We start from the raw sequence: 17,593 nt of genomic DNA, 5'->3' as shown, positions 1-17,593 counted from the left end.
TATTAATTAAACCCCCAATTACCTAGCAAGCGTCGGTGAGTCGCAATGCCAAGCAATGGTTGTCATAAAGTACATAACATAGAATACTACTTTTCATTTGAAAAAGCAAGTATATTCTTTTCGCTCACAAAATATTCTTGTGCTATTTTCTTATCTTTTGCGATTTGTTCAACTAATTCATCGATGCCATTAAATTTCTTCTCTTCTCTTATACGCATATGCCACTCAACTGTAACACTTTGATCATATATGTCTTTGTTAAATTCAAATAAGTGTACTTCAATAGATAATTGACGCTCATTTTCTTTAAACGTTGGTTTATATCCAATATTACATACGCCATCGTACCATTCATCGTGAACTTTTAATCTCACTGCATAAACACCTACAGGTGGCAATAAATACTCATCACTTAAACTTACATTAGCTGTCGGAAAACCAATTTGACGTCCACGCTTATCACCGTGCACAACCGTTCCTTCTACCGTATAGGCTCTCCCTAAAATAGATGGGATCTGCTCCATTTCGCCATTTCGAATTAATTTTCGTAATGAAGTAGAACTTACTTTTTCTTCTTGATATTCAACTTTTTCGATCACGGTCTGTGTAAACTCCCCTCTTGCATGAAATGGTAAAGTCTCCATCTTCCCTTTTCCTAAACGTCCATATGAATAATCAAACCCTGCTACTACATGCTTTACATTTAAGTCAATAATGTAATCATCTACAAATTGTTGTGGTAATAATCCTGCAAATGATTCATCAAATTTAATCACATATAATATATCGATTCCTAAGCTTTCGACTATTTTTTCTTTATCACGCATTGGTGTAATGTACTCCACATGCGCTTCCTTCTTCCCTAAAATAACAGATGGATGGGGATGAAATGTCATAACTGCACTTTTATATCCGCGTTCATCCGCTATTTGTTTCGCCGTTCGAATTACACGTTGGTGCCCTAAGTGAATGCCATCAAAAAACCCTAATGCCATTACAGTAGGTGGTAATTCTAATTTATTTTGTTCATGTGGATGAGTTAAATGAATAAGTTTCACGCTTGAATTCACCTTTTTCTGTAATAATCCTTCCAATAATTCATTATAGCTTTAGTTCTTGATTATTCACAAGTACTTTCATCGGCTTTAGCATACCAGGGTGTTTTGGATGATGCTCATAAATTGCTAAGCAACGGTCATTTTTATCAAACACTGTAATAAATGGTGCTGTTATTTCTAAATCATTCTTTAAGAACATACCATTCTTTATTTTCTCTGCTTGCTTGTCATCTACAACCATTTTTGGAAACTTACTTAAAGCTTCATCAATTGAAATGAAGATAGACTCTACTGTTCCATTTTGCACGTTTTCTTCAATTTCTTCAAATGATATGCAATCTTCTAATAAAAATTCACCAGACGCTGTTCTTACAAGGTGAGACATATGTGATGGAAAACCAAGTTTTTCTCCAATCATTACTGCTAGCGTTCTTACATATGTCCCTTTACTACACGTTACACGGAAACGGAATGAAATGTTTTCCCCTTCAAAAACTTCACGGTCATCAAGTAATACGAATTCATGAATTGTAATTGTACGAACTGGACGTTCAACTTCTTGTCCTGCTCTTGCATATTCATATAATTTTTTTCCGTTAACTTTTACAGCTGAGAACATAGGTGGCATTTGTTCGATCGTACCTGTTAATTCCGCAAGAGCTCCCTCTACTTCCTTACGGGTAATAACACGGTCAACATTTTTTGTTTCCACAACTTCACCAGAAGCATCTTCAGTTGTTGTTGAAAACCCTAATGTCACTTCACCTTCATATGTTTTCGTCTCACTCGTTAGAAATTGTGCAATCTTCGTTGCTCTACCAACACAAATCGGTAATACGCCCGTTACATCTGGATCTAATGTTCCCGTATGACCAATTCTCTTTTCTCGCAATATCTTTCTTAATTTAAATACACAATCATGCGACGTCATGCCTTTTGGCTTATGTAATAATACTACACCTTCCATATATGTTCACCTCATCAGAATTCTTTCATAGTAAATATTCAAAACTTATTTTGCATTGAAAAAATGGATAGACAAATGTCTATCCATTATTCTTCACGTTTACCGTCTTTATTAATTTCATGTAAAAGTGTATCAATTCGATGACCATATCCGATAGACTCATCAAATTCAAAGGAAATTTCCGGTGTTTTACGCAGGCGAATACGTTGGCCAATTTCTGAACGAATGAAGCCTTTTGCCTTCGCTAAACCTTTTAATGTACTTTCTTTCTGTTCTTCATCACCTAAAACAGAAATATACACTGTAGCAATTTGTAAATCTCCACTCACTTGTACATCTGTTACTGTAACAAATCCGATACGTGGGTCTTTAATTTTACGACTGATGATGTCGCCTAATTCTTTTTTCATTTGCTCGCCTACACGGTTTGCACGTAATTTCATAACTCTTCACCTCATTCAATACCATTCCAATTGTGTTATCGTACGTTCAATTTCAGGAAATGAATCGATGTACTCAAGTACACGATTCATTTCTTTTTCACAGATAACACGATTTGAGGATACGGAAACAATCGCAATTTCTGTACGTTGCCATACATCTTGATGCCCTACTTCTGAAACAGCTACGTTATAACGCTGCTTCACACGAGTTAGCACTCGTTGCAAAATTGCCCGTTTCTCTTTTAAAGAATGTACATCGTAAATCATACACTCGAATGAGAGTGAAGCGATAATCATCGCTTCACTTCTTCCATAACGTATGCTTCAATGATGTCCCCTTCTTTAAGGTCATTATATCTCTCAATTGTAATACCACACTCATAGTTTTGTGCAACTTCTTTTACGTCGTCTTTGAAACGTTTTAACGTATCAAGTTGTCCTTCGAAAATTACTACACCATCGCGGATAATACGAACGCCACTATCACGTGTAATTTTACCATCTATTACGTAACAACCTGCGATTGTTCCCACTTTTGTTACCTTGAATGTTTGACGAACTTCCGCTTGGCCGATTACTTTTTCTTCGAATTCTGGATCAAGCATACCTTGCATTGCTGATTCAATTTCTTCGATTACTTTATAGATAATGCGGTGTAAGCGAACATCAACGTTCTCTAGTTCAGCTGTACGCTTCGCGTTCACATCTGGACGTACGTTAAATCCAATTACAATTGCATTAGATGCAGAAGCTAAAATAATATCAGATTCTGTAATCGCACCTACACCAGTGTGAATGATTTTAACTTTTACGCCTTCAACATCAATTTTACGAAGTGATGCTGCCATCGCTTCAACAGAACCTTGTACGTCTGCTTTTACGATTAAGTTAATTTCTTTTACATCGCCCTCTTGGATTTGTTGGAATAAATCTTCAAGGCTTAATTTAGATTTCTCACCACGTTGTGCAACTAACGCTTCTTGTGCACGTGATTCACCGATTTGACGAGCTTTCTTCTCATCAGCGAATGCCATGAAACGATCTCCAGCTTGTGGTACTTCATTTAAACCTGTAATTTCAACAGGAGTTGATGGACCAGCAACTTTTACTCGACGACCAATATCACTTACCATTGCACGAACACGTCCGAATGAAGTTCCAACAACGATTGGATCTCCAACTCGAAGCGTACCGTTTTGAACAAGTAATGTCGCGATAGTTCCTTTACCTTTATCAAGCTGTGCTTCAATTACAGTACCAGTTGCATAACGATTTGGATTTGCTTTATATTCTTCTACTTCACTTACAAGTAGAATCATTTCTAGCAAGTTGTCAATTCCTTCGCCTTGAATTGCAGAAATTGGTACGAAAATCGTGTCTCCGCCCCAAGCTTCTGGAACCAATTCATATTCTGTTAATTCTTGCATTACACGATCAGGATTCGCCGCTGGTTTATCCATTTTATTCACAGCAACAATAATTGGTACTCCAGCTGCTTTTGCATGGCTAATCGCTTCAACTGTTTGTGGCATAACACCGTCATCAGCCGCAACAACAAGGATTGTAATATCCGTTACTTGCGCACCACGAGCACGCATCGTTGTAAATGCCGCGTGACCAGGCGTATCTAAGAATGTAATTTTCTTATCATTTACTTCAACTTGGTATGCACCGATATGCTGAGTAATTCCACCCGCTTCGCCAGCAGTTACTTTTGAGTTACGAATAGAGTCAAGTAATGTTGTTTTACCATGGTCAACGTGTCCCATAATTGTAACAACAGCCGGACGCTCTTTTAAGTTTTCTTCATCATCTTGCTCATCGATGAATGTTTCAAACTCAGTTTCACTTACAACTACTTCTTCTTCTACTTCAATACCGTAATCAGTAGCAATTAACTCAATTGTATCTTTATCTAAATCTTGGTTAATTGTTGCCATAATTCCTAGCATGAAGAGCTTCTTAATAATTTCAGATGGCTCTTTGCTTAATTTTTTAGCAAGTTCACCTACTGTAAGGCTTCCAGAGAAAGTAATTTTATCTGGTGTTTCTACTATTTGTGTTTGTTGTCTTCCAGCAAAGTTATCTTGACGTTTGTCTTCAGTTCCTTTGCCTTTTTTCTTCTTCTTATTGCTGTTCTTTTTACTGCGAACAACTTTCTCTTCTACTTCAAACTCATCTGCAACAGAAGGTTTTTCCGCTCCAGTGCTATATTCATTATCTAATTTGTTTACTACTTCATCTTCTAACATTGTCATATGATTCGAAACCTCGATATTCATCTCTTTTAGTTTTGTCATAAGATCTTTACTTGAGATATTATTTTTTTTTGCATATTCATGTACTCGAATTTTACTCATACCTTCACCCCCGGTAATTTGTATCGAGCATGCTACGTAGCTTTTTCGCAAAGCCTTCATCTAACACAGCTACAACGACTCGCTCGTCTCTCCCAATCGCATGCCCTAATTGTTGTCGATTTTCGACTTTTTTCATTGGTACGTTGTAGTACGTCGTTTTATCAGTGATACGTTTTGTAGTGTTCGCTGACGCATCTTCAGAAAGTAATACGAGCTTTGCTTTACCACTTCGTACTTCTTTTAAAACGAGTTCTTCACCCGAAATGAGTTTTCGAGCGCGATTTGCTAGTCCTAAAAACGATTTCCAATCGGACACTTAATTCGACTCCTTCTCAACAAGCTCAAGAAGCTCTTCGTACAGAGAACTGTCGATTTTCGCTTTTAGATGATGTTCCAAAATGTTTTTCTTTTGAGCTTGAATTATGCATTCTTTATCTTTTGACAAATATGCACCTCGTCCTGATTTTTTTCCTGATAAATCAATAGACACTTCGCCCTCTTTGGAACGAACAATGCGAACGAGCTCTCGTTTTGATTTCATTTCTTGCGTCGCAATACATTTTCGTAACGGAACTTTTCGATTGCTCATACTCATCACCTCTATTCGATTTCGTCTTCAACTGAATCGAATCCGAATGCGATTACGCTATCTTCTTCTGTCACAATACCAAGTTGTTTCGCATCAGACTCACTTTTAATATCAATTTTCCAGCCTGTTAATTTAGCTGCAAGACGCGCATTTTGTCCACGCTTACCAATTGCTAATGACAGCTGGTGGTCTGGAACAACAACAGTTGTTGCTTTTTCTTCTTCATCTACAAGTACTTTAACAACTTGTGATGGGCTTAAAGCATTTGCAACATATTCAACTGGGTCATTTGACCAGCGAACGATGTCAATCTTTTCACCTTTTAGTTCATCTACAACGCGTTGTACACGTTGTCCTTTCGGTCCTACACAAGAACCAACTGGATCAACATCGATGTTTTCTGCATGCACAGAGATTTTAGAACGATCTCCTGCTTCGCGCGCTACAGAACGAATGTCAACAGTTCCATCATAAATTTCAGGAACTTCCATTTCGAATAAACGTTTTAAAAGACCAGGATGTGTACGTGATACGTAAATTTGTGGTCCTTTTGTTGTCTTTTCTACTTTTGTAATAAATACGCGAATACGATCATGTGGTTTATATTGCTCATTTGGCATTTGCTCACTTACAGGTAGTAAAGCTTCTACCTTCCCTAAGCTTACGTAGATGAAACGAGCATCTTGGCGTTGTACAATACCAACCATAATGTCTTCTTCACGATCACTAAATTCTGAATAAATAACACCACGTTCTGCTTCACGCACTCGTTGCGTTACAACTTGTTTTGCAGTTTGTGCTGCAATACGACCAAAATCTTTTGGCGTTACTTCAATTTCTAGTACGTCGCCATCTTGGTAGTTTGGATTAATTTGTCTTGCCTCTTCTACAGAGATTTCAAGACGTGGATCAAACACATTATCAACAACGTCCTTACGTGCTAAAACTTGAATTGTTCCCACTTCTGGGTTAAAGCTCACACGAACGTTTTGTGCTTGGTTAAAATTGCGTTTATAAGCAGAGATTAATGCTGCTTCAATCGCATCAATAATAATATCTTTGCTAATACCTTTTTCTGACTCTAATACGAGCAAAGCATCTAACAACTCAGTGCTCATGAAGATCCCCCTTCTTACTAAAACGTAACAGCAAGTCGCGCATTTGCAACTTTATCCATTGGAATTTGGATTTCTTTTTTACGTGTTTTAATTGTTAATAGTAGTGTAATTGTAGTACCGTCGTAGGAAAGTAACTTTCCTTCAAACATCTTTTCGCCATCAATCGGCTCATATGTTTTAATTGCCACTTGTTTTCCTACCGCTTGCTGGAAGTCTTTCTCTTTCTTTAATGGGCGTTCTGCTCCAGGAGATGATACATCCAAAAAGTAAAGGTGAGGAATTGGATCCTCTTTATCTAAAGCTTCGCTTAAACGTTCACTTACCGCACCGCATTCTTCAATGTCGACTCCCTTTTCAGAATCGATGAATACGCGTAAGAACCAGTCTTGTCCTTCTTTCACATACTCTACATCTACAAGTTCAAGATTTAACTCTTCAACGATCGGCTGCGCAAATGCTTCTACAACTTCTGTGACTTTCTTATCCATAAACAGCCTCCTTCCTGCCGCCATGTACCATTTACAAGAAAAGATCCCGTTCATAAAGACGGTCTATCTTATTCTTTCTCGTTAGCTAACAAAAGCCCCCGCCGTTAAGCAGGGAATATCTGTCTTAGTATTACCAAATTTAAGAAGTAAAACTTGTAACAAAATATGTATATACGACAGAAATGTCTTTACTATCTACACGAATAAAATGTAGATAGTAACACGAAAGAGTGGGTTTCCCCACTCTCTTTTTCACAAAATATACATGACATGGTTATCTCGGTTTATAGTATACCATAGCAAATATTGATTTGCAAAGAATTTTCCTACCTATTAGAACAGTGATAATTGGTTTTGATCCGGCAAGTCTCCTAAACAACCTTGGCTATCTAAATACTCAATAATTGTTTTCGAAACCTTACTTCGCTGCTGTAAGTCTTCTTTTGATAAGAAATCTCCATTTTTGCGCGCTTCCACAATACTTAATGCTGCATTTGTACCAAGACCAGGCACTGCATTAAATGGAGGAATTAAAGTATCCCCATCAATAATAAACTCCGTTGCATGCGAGCGGTATAAATCAACCTTTTGGAATGAGTATCCACGCTCACACATTTCAAGTGTCATTTCTAGTACCGTTAATAAACTCTTCTCTTTCGGCGCTGCATCCAATCCTTTTTGTGCAATTTCATCAATTTTTACACGTATAGATGCTGAGCCTTTTGCCATCGCCTCTACATCAAAATCATCTGCACGAACTGTAAAATATGCTGCGTAGAATAAAAGTGCAAAGTGTACTTTAAAGTATGCAATACGAACAGCCATAAGTACATAAGCAGCCGCATGGGCTTTAGGGAACATGTACTTAATCTTTTTACATGAATCAATATACCAACCTGGTACATTGTTATTTTTCATGTCCTCTTCCCATTCTTCGGGTACGCCTTTACCTTTACGCACCGACTCCATGATTTTGAAAGCTAATGATGGATCTAATCCTTGATAAATTAAATATACCATGATGTCATCACGACAACCGATAACTTCACTTAGCGTACATGTACCGTTATAAATTAACTCGTTTGCATTACCGAGCCATACGTCAGTACCATGTGATAGTCCAGAAATTTGGACTAGCTCTGAGAACGTCGTTGGTTTTGTCTCTTCTAACATCTGTCTTACGAATTTCGTACCGAATTCCGGTATACCAAGTGTACCTGTTTTACAGTTAATCTGTTCTTCCGTTACTCCCAATGATTCTGGACCAGAGAAAATCTTCATTACTTCTGGATCATCTGTTGGGATTGTCTTCGGATCAATACCACTTAAATCTTGAAGCATACGAATAACGGTCGGGTCATCATGTCCTAATATATCAAGTTTCAATAAATTATCATGAATCGAGTGGAAGTCAAAGTGCGTTGTTCTCCACTCGGCCCCAATTGAATCTGCTGGAAACTGTATTGGTGAAAAATCAAAGATGTCCATGTAATCAGGAACAACGATAATACCGCCTGGATGCTGTCCAGTTGTACGTTTTACCCCTGTACATCCCGAAACAAGACGATCAATCTCTGCATTTCGAATTGTCAAGTTATGATCATTAGCATAACCTTTTACATACCCATAAGCAGTTTTTTCCGCAACCGTACCAATCGTTCCTGCACGATATACATAATCTTCACCAAACAATACTTTCGTATAGTTATGGGCACGTGGTTGGTATTCCCCGGAGAAGTATAGTGATAGGTAAGCATTTGATGTTATCTCCAGCTTTTCCCCCACTCCACACCGTGCATGAGGCTTTCACACTCACACGGCGTTCCATCGTTAACTTTGTCGACGTTAACGACTTGTGCCCTTCCCTCTGAAATGTTTTATCCTCCGACTTATTGGTTATTCAGTCATCTTTGGCATTTCATTAAGCGGTACTACGGCACTACTGCCACTTTCGTAAAATGTGTTATAGCATCTGCCTTTCCACATACCATCGTCATCGAAGTGCAATCTTCTCTTATGTCGAAAGCTTCACACGTTCCACTATTCTTATCTGTACATAATCCCCTTAGGTTCCCCCTAAATTCCGCCAAGCTTGACTGTGCCTGTAACACAGTATGGATTTTCATAACCAAACGCTTACTCATCCACACTTGGAAGTCCTCTTTGGACCCCGTTACATTTCTGTAACGTGACATTCACGAAAAGTCAGTCGAGGGTTCGTCCCAGTGATTCTACTGATTCTAACCATAGGGATTTTATAGACACCAGACCTATCATTCACAGAAGATTTATATCTCCCTTTCCTCGTCTTTTACGTTAGGGTGAACTTCAGCCTACTTTAACGGGCTTCAAACGATGTTGATGTTTGCATTATCGCTATCGCTTGCCGTAGCTTCAGTGAGTATGTTTCAGGACGTTACTCCATCGTTCCATACTTCGGAATAGCAGTTCTACTAGCAGATGCTAGTGCTTAACCTTTTCAGTTAAGAACGTGTCGCACTCAAATCGATGTCGGGCACCTTATCTCCTTTAAATCCAAGGAATGTTTCGAACGGAATATCATGTCCATCTTTTACATATGACACATTACAGGTTGGACATTCTTTATCTGGCAAGTCAAAACCAGAACCAACCGAACCGTCATTAAAGAATTCTGATTGCTTACACTTTGGACATACATAATGTGGTGGTAATGGGTTTACTTCTGTAATTTCCATCATCGTTGCAACAAATGATGAACCTACCGATCCACGCGAACCTACTAGGTAGCCGTCGACTAACGATTTTTTCACAAGCTTATGCGAAATTAAATAAATTACGGCAAATCCATGCCCAATAATACTTTTTAATTCCTTTTCTAAACGAGCTTCTACAATTTCTGGTAGTTCTTCACCATAAATGCTACGTGCCATTTTATAACTCATATCACGCGTTTCATCATCCGCACCTTCAATTTTCGGTGTGTATAGATCATCTTTTACTGGATGAACATCGCCAATTAATGATGCAACCTTTTGTGTATTCGTTACAACAATTTCTTTCGCTACGTCTTCACCTAAGAATGAAAAACACTCTAACATTTCATCTGTTGTACGGAAATGTACAGGTGGTAACGAATGACGATTTAACGGATTTGCTCCGCCCTGCGAACTTACTAAAATTTTACGATACATTGCATCCTCTGGGTCTAAATAATGCACATTCCCTGTAGCGACAACTGGTTTATCTAACGTCTCACCTAGTTTTACTAAGTTAGAAATGATTGTTTTTAATTGTCCTTCATCACGAACAAGTTCACGTTCTACTAAATGACGTAACACATCTGGAGGCATTACTTCAATGTAATCATAGAACTGTGCAATTTCTTCTACCTCTTCAGGTGCTTTTTGCATCATTGCCTCAAATACTTCACCTTTATCGCAAGCCGTTCCTACTAAAATTCCTTCACGGTATTTTTTTAATAGTGACCTCGGTACACGTGGTACACGGTAAAAGTAATTTAGATGCGAATAGGAAACAAGTTTATATAAATTTTTCAATCCAACATCTGATGTAGCAAGTAGCGTCATATGACTTGGACGTCCACGCTTATATGCATCCCCTTGCCCCATGCTATCATTTAATTGATCGTGATATTCAAATCCCTTTTCAATCACATCTTTTAACATTTTCACCAGTAAATATCCCGTTGCTTCTGTATCATAAATTGCACGGTGATGTTGCGTTAATTCAATATCAAGCTTTTTACACATCGTATTTAATCGATGATTTTTCATTTCCGGGAATAAGAATCTTGCAAGTTCTAACGTATCAATAACTGGGTTATTCGTTTTTTCGATTCCAGCCTTTTTAAAGCCCACGTTAATGAATCCCATATCGAAGCTTGCGTTATGGGCAACAAGTGTATGATCGCCCATCCATTCCTCAAACTTTTTAAACACTTCGTCCACTTCTGGTGCATCCGTTAACATATCATCTGTAATACCCGTTAATTCAATAATCGTTGCAGATAACGGTTGATGTGGATTTGCAAACGATTCAAAGCGGTCAATAATTTCCCCACCTTTTACTTTTACGGCAGCTAACTCAATGACAGTGTCATATACAGCAGATAACCCTGTCGTCTCAACGTCAAAGACAACATATGTTTCATCTGCAAGTAGACGATGCGCTTCGTTATATGCTATTGGTACACCATCATTAACTAAATTCGCCTCGACACCGTATATAACTTTAACCCCAGCCTTTTTACCCGCAGAATATGCTTCTGGGAATGACTGCGCAACAGCATGGTCTGTAACCGCAATTGCCTCATGCCCCCATTTACCTGCTTGGGCTACAAGTCTAGAAACAGGGGTAACAGCATCCATTTGGCTCATTGGTGTGTGAAGATGCAGCTCTACACGTTTTTCACCTTCTGGCGCTTTATCTTTACGAGACGGTCCCGTTATTTCATTAATATCATTTGCAATCATTACTAAATCTCGAACAAACGTATCATTTTGAACAGAACCACGTGCTTTCACCCACATTCCTTTTTTCAAGGATTGCAGCATCGGAATATCTTCTTTGTCACGCGAGAACATTTTAATCATAATAGAATCCGTATAATCTGTTATTTTTAAAGTTAATAACGTACGGCCACTACGAAGCTCTTTTGTTTCTACATGGAAGACATATCCTTGAACTGTTTTTCTTCTTTCTTCATCTTGAATTTCTCGCATCGGTGTAATCTCTTCATCTGGCTTAATAAGATACCCGAGTGTAATCGGTCCTTCATGCACAACGCTGCTTTCTTCAGCTTGCTTCTTCGCCATTTCTTCCATAGCTTGTATAACACGCTCGCGGTCTTCTTGCTGCGTTTGCTCACGAAACTTTTGCATTTCTTCTGTATTTTGCTTTATATGTGTATCTAACTGAAAACGCGGAAATCCAAAAGCTTCATATTGATCACCTACTGGTTTCGCAACATTTTTCTTTAATGCAGTAGATTCCAGATCATTATTCACATTTATTAGCAACTTCACGCCATTCACCTGCGGAAGTTGTTTTTTTAAGTACGCAAACATAGGTGAAAATGTAATTCGTTCCGTACAAAGCGGCCAATACGCCCTCACTTCTTCTTCTGTAAACTGTTTATTCTCTGCTTCTAATGCAAATGTTGTTCTTGCAATATGAGAAAATGATTGCTTAAGCTTTGTTTCTAGCAATTCATATAATTCTGTCGGCAAAATACGTGGCACTTGTAAATCAAAATGCCAACTTTTATTCGCTTTATCAATAACGAGTCTTTCAATACCACCGCCATGTAAATATTGATTTATAAGGTCGTCTGGTATTTGCAACTGTTGGAGCAAGATTTGAAATCGCTCTTGTTGTTCATTTGTTAAAGACATAAGCACTCTCCTTCCATTTGCTATTATAAATTGAAACGTACTACAAAGAAAGATTTCTCCCTTCTTCTTTTACAAAATACGTTTACAAAGAAAGAGAAGGTACCCCATTACGAGGTACCTCTTCTTATTTTAAAATATTTGCAATATATGTTTGAAGTTCTTCTACTTTTACTTCTTCAGACTCACCTGTAGCACGTACTTTCACTTCTACAATACCTTCGTCTGCTTTTTTACCAACTGTAACGCGAACTGGAAGGCCGAATAAATCTGCATCTGCAAATTTAACACCTGCACGTTCTGCACGATCATCTAGTAATACTTCATATCCTTGCTCTTGTAATGAGTTGTAGATGTTTTCACCCATTTCACGTTGTGCATCAGATTTCATATTTACTGGAATTACATGCACATGGAACGGCGCAACAGCTTTTGGCCAAACTAAACCGTTCTCATCATTAAACTGCTCTGCAATTGCTGCCACTGTACGAGATACACCAATGCCGTAACAACCCATAATAAGTGGTTGTGTTTTTCCGTTTTCATCTAGGAATGTTGCGTTCATTGCTTCACTATAACGAGTTCCTAATTTGAATACATGACCAACTTCAATTCCGCGTGCGAAAAGAATTGTTCCGTTTCCGTCTGGAGATTGGTCTCCTTCTTGAATGAAGCGTAAATCTGTATATTGACTTACTTTAAAGTCACGTTCTGGATTTACATTTACATAATGGAATCCTTCTTCGTTCGCTCCTGAACATCCGTTGACAATTGATGCTACAGCATGATCAGCAATAATTTCGATATCACCTGTTACACCTATCGGTCCTAATGAACCAACTTCACAATTTAATAGTTCTTTTACTTCTTCATGAGAAGCAAGCTCAACAACTGAAGCACCGTATACATTTTTCACTTTTACATCGTTTACTTCATGATCACCACGAACAAGTACAACTACTAATTTCTCATCTACTTTAAATACCATAGACTTAATACACTTGTCAGCTTCAATGTTTAAGAATGCAGATACTTCTTCAATTGCTTTTTGATCTGGTGTTGCTACTTTTTCAAGTGCTTTTTCCGCTTCGTCACTCTTCGTATACGTAGCTACAACAGGAGCCATTTCGATGTTCGCAGCATAATCAGATGTATCAGAGTATGCAATTGTATCTTCACCAACATCAGATAATACCATAAATTCATGTGTATCTTTTCCGCCCATTGCTCCAGAATCAGCAATAACCGCACGGAAATTCAAGCCACAACGAGCAAAAATGTTAGAGTATGCTTTGTACAAGCGATCGTACACTTCATCTAAGCTCTCTTGCGTAGCATGGAAAGAATATGCATCTTTCATTAGAAACTCTCTTCCACGTAATAAACCGAAACGAGGTCTTTGTTCGTCACGGAACTTTGTTTGAATTTGATATAGTGTTAATGGTAATTTTTTATATGATTTTATTTCATCACGTACAAGATCCGTAATTACTTCTTCATGTGTCGCTCCTAATGCAAATTCACGAGCGTTACGATCTTTCATACGCATTAATTCAGACCCGTAAGAATACCAACGGCCTGACTCTTGCCATAATTCTGCAGCTTGCATAGCTGGCATTAATAATTCTACAGCCCCCGCACGCTCCATTTCTTCTCGAACGATACGTTCTACTTTGTGTAGTACTTTTAAACCAAATGGTAGAAAACTATAAATACCGGACGCATTTTGACGCATAAAACCTGCACGAAGTAATAACTGATGACTCTTAATTTCAGCATCTGCTGGAACTTCACGTAATGTAGGACTGAATACCATACTTTGTTTCATTGATTCGCACCTCTTCATTTTACTCTTACACGCAGTAAAACCCCTCACCTCGAGTTAGGTGAGGGATTTTATTCTACGAACTCTATTTCATTATAAGTTCCACTTTATTTTACAAGAAAAACTTACGGATGTCATTCCATGTTACAACTAACATAAGTAACATTAATAAAGCAAAACCAATAAAGTGAACTATTCCTTCTTTTTGACGGTCAATTGGTTTCCCTCGTAACGCTTCAATTAAGAAGAAGAATAAACGTCCACCGTCTAAAGCTGGGACTGGTAATAAATTAAATAAACCAAGGTTTATGCTTAACACTGCTGCTAAACTTAGCACACGCGTAAATCCATAATCTACCACTTGATCCGTTAGATTATAAATCCCTACTGGACCTGACAACTCATTAATAGAAAATTGACCAGTTACTAATTTCACAAGAGACTCAAAAATTAGTTTCGTCCATTGATACGTTTGTTCAAATCCTGATTTAATCGAACCCATCACTGTTTTCTCTACAGGAGAGTAAACACCAATTCTACCAACTTCTTCTTTACCTTCTTTATCAAGTGTTGGCGTTACTTTTACATTAAGCTGTTCACTATCACGCTTTACATGTAACGTAATTTCTTTATTTGGGTTTTCACGTACAATATTTACAACATCTTTCCATGTACTAGTGTTTTTCCCATCGATCGCTTGAATTGTATCATTTTCTTTTAATCCAGCTTGCTGTGCTGCACTGTTCTCCATCACTTTTCCGACCATTGGTTTGTCAACAGGAACCCCTTGTACAAATCCAAGAATCACAAAGATAACAAACGCTAAAATGAAGTTCATTGCAGGACCCGCAAAGATTGTTAAAGCACGTTGACCTAATTTTTTAGAGCCAAATTGCCTATTGTATGGAGCAATTTGAATTTCTTCCCCAGCAGTAATGATACGAGCTTTTTCATTCACACGGAACGTTTGAAGCTCTTCCTCGTACTCTTCATATCCCGAAATCATAAGATTATGCTCTAAATCAGCTTGCTCGACTTCAATGACACGAACATTTGGATACTTTTCATATCCATCAAAAACTAATTTCACAACTTCGTCTTTTTCATTTAGTACAAGTCCAACCTTTTTCCCTGGCTTTAACTCAACTGTGTCCGCATCCTCACCAGCCATTCTTACATAGCCACCAAGGGGCAGTAATCGAATCGTATACACCGTTTCATTCTTTTCAAATGAGAAGATTTTCGGACCAAAACCAATCGCGAACTCGCGGCATAAAATACCTGCTCTTTTTGCGAAATATAGATGCCCTAGCTCATGGAAAAATACGAGTGCACCGAAAATTAATATAAAGGCAATCGCTGTATCCAATTCCATAACCACCTTTGCTAAATTTGTTCCATCACAAACCGTCTTGTGGCTGCATCAATTTCCAGAATTTCCTCTAAGCTCGGACGTGCAATGACATTGTGATGGTTCATTGCTTTTTCAATAAGGTCTTCCACTGTTAAGAAACCGATTCTCTTTTGTAAAAAAGCCTCAACAGCAACTTCATTCGCTGCGTTCATTACAGCTGGCATACTCCCACCTGTTTTTCCAGCCTCATACGCAAAACGTAGACAACGGAAACGTTCTTGATTCATTTTCTCAAAGTGCAATGTTCCCATTTCCCATAAATTTAACTGTTTTGTGTCTGAAAGAGGTAATCTATCAGGATATGTAAGTGCATATTGAATTGGTACTCGCATATCAGGTGAGCCAAGCTGTGCCATTACACTACGATCTTCAAATTCAACCATAGAATGGATAATACTTTCTTTATGTAAAACAACATCGATTTGCTCATAAGGGATATCAAAAAGCCAATGTGCTTCAATTACTTCTAGTCCCTTATTCATCATTGTAGCAGAATCAATTGTAATTTTCGAACCCATTGACCAGTTTGGATGTCGAAGCGCATCTTCTACGGTCACATGATGCAATTCATCTCTCGCTTTATCACGAAAACTTCCACCAGAAGCCGTTATAATGAGTCGAGAAATTCTTTTTTCATTTTCACCATTCAAGCATTGAAAAATAGCTGAATGTTCACTATCTACTGGAAGTAACGAAACATTATGTTTTCGTGCAGCCTCCATTACAAGATGCCCTGCAGTTACTAATGTTTCTTTATTTGCAATTCCAATTGTTTTTTTCGCCTCAATTGCACGAAGTGTTGGTAACAACCCTACGCTACCTACAACAGCATTTACTACAATCTCCGCATCTGGATGTAAAGCTACTTCTAAAAGTCCTTCACTACCATATACAACTTTTGTATTACCCGAAACAGCTTGTAATTTTAAAACATCTTCCTCTCTTTGCACAGAGACGATTTGCGGAGAAAACTCTTGAATTACCTTTACTGCGTAGTCAATATTTTTCCCTACAGAAAAAGCAACGAGACGGAATTGGTCTGGGTGCGAGCGTAATACATCTAAAGTTTGTGTACCAATTGATCCGCTTGCACCTAATAAACTAATGTTCTTCATGACTCCAACCCCTCGTTCATTTATTAATTATATTGTAATAAGAAGTAGAGAATTGGTAAAACAAATAACCAACTATCTGTTCGATCTAATATACCACCATGTCCAGGCAAAATTGTACCTGAATCCTTTACGCCGTAATGACGTTTAAATGCAGATTGTACCAAATCACCAATTTGTCCAAAAATAGAAATGATAATTGTCAACACAATTAAAATCCCTACATTCGCTTCAACTGGGAAGAACATGTTGAAAACAACTGCAACAACAATCCCACAAACAATACCGCCTAATGAACCTTCAATCGTTTTATTTGGACTAATTTCTGGCCACAATTTTCTTTTTCCTAATGCTTTTCCTATGAAATATGCGCCTGAATCAGTAGCCCATATAACAAATAATGCGCAAAACACATATTTAATTCCTAATATTCTCGTTTCATTTAAATATAAGAATCCCATTCCAACATATGTCGTTGCCATTAGTAAAAATGAAGCATTATCAAAAGTAAATGTATTCTTAGAAAGGACTGTATATGATAAAAGTAATAAAACAATCACAAATGTGATTTCTAATTTACCTAGTCCAATCCACGTAAACAGTTCTGATGCACTACTTGGAACTAAAATAATCCATAATAATACTGCAGCTAAAACTGTTGGTACTGAAATAAGCGTAAGCTTATTCATACGAATTAATTCATATAAACCTATAGAAGCAAGTGCATACACTAAAACCGTAAAAGGCACGCCACCGTAAATTACGATGGGAATGAATAGCGCGGCAGCAACCACTCCAGTAATAATTCTCTGTTTCACTACCAAAC

At 37.9% G+C, this 17,593-nt stretch carries 14 protein-coding genes and 2 pseudogenes; all 16 read right to left on the bottom strand.

The annotated features are described in order from the left end of the window. Positions 1-86: 86 nt before the first annotated feature. The 16 genes and pseudogenes from ribF to cdsA all read right to left on the bottom strand — a co-directional run bounded on the left by ribF (position 87) and on the right by cdsA (position 17,585). Positions 87-1,058: a bifunctional riboflavin kinase/FAD synthetase gene (gene ribF, locus COI75_RS13475; protein WP_000766726.1), complete on the bottom strand. Its 972-nt coding sequence runs from the start codon at positions 1,056-1,058 to the stop codon at positions 87-89. A 43-nt stretch (positions 1,059-1,101) separates the two neighbouring features. Beyond that, positions 1,102-2,025 carry a tRNA pseudouridine(55) synthase TruB gene (gene truB, locus COI75_RS13470; RefSeq protein ID WP_000399355.1) on the bottom strand — a complete coding sequence of 308 codons (924 nt, stop codon included), beginning with the start codon at positions 2,023-2,025 and terminating at the stop codon, positions 1,102-1,104. 86 nt (positions 2,026-2,111) lie between these two features. Beyond that, a complete protein-coding gene (rbfA, locus tag COI75_RS13465; RefSeq protein ID WP_000776438.1) occupies positions 2,112-2,468 on the bottom strand; it encodes a 30S ribosome-binding factor RbfA in 357 nt (118 codons plus the stop codon). Positions 2,469-2,483: 15 nt separating this feature from the next. After that, a complete protein-coding gene (locus COI75_RS13460; protein WP_000582364.1) occupies positions 2,484-2,765 on the bottom strand; it encodes a DUF503 domain-containing protein in 282 nt (93 codons plus the stop codon). Beyond that, positions 2,762-4,828: a translation initiation factor IF-2 gene (infB, locus tag COI75_RS13455; protein WP_000036348.1), complete on the bottom strand. Its 2,067-nt coding sequence runs from the start codon at positions 4,826-4,828 to the stop codon at positions 2,762-2,764. Before infB ends, COI75_RS13460 begins: the two co-directional genes overlap by 4 nt. A gap of 4 nt (positions 4,829-4,832) precedes the next feature. Continuing rightward, positions 4,833-5,144, bottom strand: a complete 312-nt coding sequence (locus COI75_RS13450) for a YlxQ family RNA-binding protein (protein ID WP_001286527.1) — start codon at positions 5,142-5,144, stop codon at positions 4,833-4,835. Next, on the bottom strand, positions 5,145-5,417 hold the full coding sequence (gene rnpM, locus COI75_RS13445; RefSeq protein WP_000071124.1) for an RNase P modulator RnpM: 273 nt from the start codon (positions 5,415-5,417) through the stop codon (positions 5,145-5,147). It abuts the gene before it with no gap. Between the two features lie 11 nt (positions 5,418-5,428). Beyond that, positions 5,429-6,535: a transcription termination factor NusA gene (nusA, locus tag COI75_RS13440; protein WP_000102595.1), complete on the bottom strand. Its 1,107-nt coding sequence runs from the start codon at positions 6,533-6,535 to the stop codon at positions 5,429-5,431. A 17-nt stretch (positions 6,536-6,552) separates the two neighbouring features. Beyond that, positions 6,553-7,023: a ribosome maturation factor RimP gene (gene rimP, locus COI75_RS13435; RefSeq protein ID WP_000359095.1), complete on the bottom strand. Its 471-nt coding sequence runs from the start codon at positions 7,021-7,023 to the stop codon at positions 6,553-6,555. A gap of 333 nt (positions 7,024-7,356) precedes the next feature. After that, positions 7,357-8,772 (bottom strand): annotated as a pseudogene (locus COI75_RS13430) (PolC-type DNA polymerase III); the annotation flags it as partial. Positions 8,773-8,954: 182 nt separating this feature from the next. Then, positions 8,955-9,167 carry a hypothetical protein gene (locus tag COI75_RS13425; RefSeq protein ID WP_223267285.1) on the bottom strand — a complete coding sequence of 71 codons (213 nt, stop codon included), beginning with the start codon at positions 9,165-9,167 and terminating at the stop codon, positions 8,955-8,957. Positions 9,168-9,521: 354 nt separating this feature from the next. Next, positions 9,522-12,419: pseudogene (locus COI75_RS13420) on the bottom strand (PolC-type DNA polymerase III); the annotation flags it as partial. 124 nt (positions 12,420-12,543) lie between these two features. Then, positions 12,544-14,244: a proline--tRNA ligase gene (locus COI75_RS13415; protein WP_000814293.1), complete on the bottom strand. Its 1,701-nt coding sequence runs from the start codon at positions 14,242-14,244 to the stop codon at positions 12,544-12,546. A 109-nt stretch (positions 14,245-14,353) separates the two neighbouring features. Further along, complete coding sequence (rseP, locus tag COI75_RS13410) at positions 14,354-15,610, bottom strand: RIP metalloprotease RseP (protein WP_000379065.1); 1,257 nt, start codon at positions 15,608-15,610, stop codon at positions 14,354-14,356. Between the two features lie 17 nt (positions 15,611-15,627). After that, the gene (gene dxr / locus COI75_RS13405) at positions 15,628-16,770 is read right to left on the bottom strand and encodes a 1-deoxy-D-xylulose-5-phosphate reductoisomerase (RefSeq protein WP_000790367.1); all 1,143 of its coding nucleotides are present in this window, start codon (positions 16,768-16,770) and stop codon (positions 15,628-15,630) included. Between the two features lie 23 nt (positions 16,771-16,793). Next, positions 16,794-17,585 carry a phosphatidate cytidylyltransferase gene (gene cdsA / locus COI75_RS13400; protein ID WP_000813587.1) on the bottom strand — a complete coding sequence of 264 codons (792 nt, stop codon included), beginning with the start codon at positions 17,583-17,585 and terminating at the stop codon, positions 16,794-16,796. Positions 17,586-17,593: the final 8 nt, after the last annotated feature.

The sequence above is a fragment of the Bacillus cereus genome, assembly GCF_002564555.1.
GTDB lineage: Bacteria > Bacillota > Bacilli > Bacillales > Bacillaceae_G > Bacillus_A > Bacillus_A cereus_K.
This window is presented reverse-complemented; position numbering and strand designations above follow the sequence as displayed.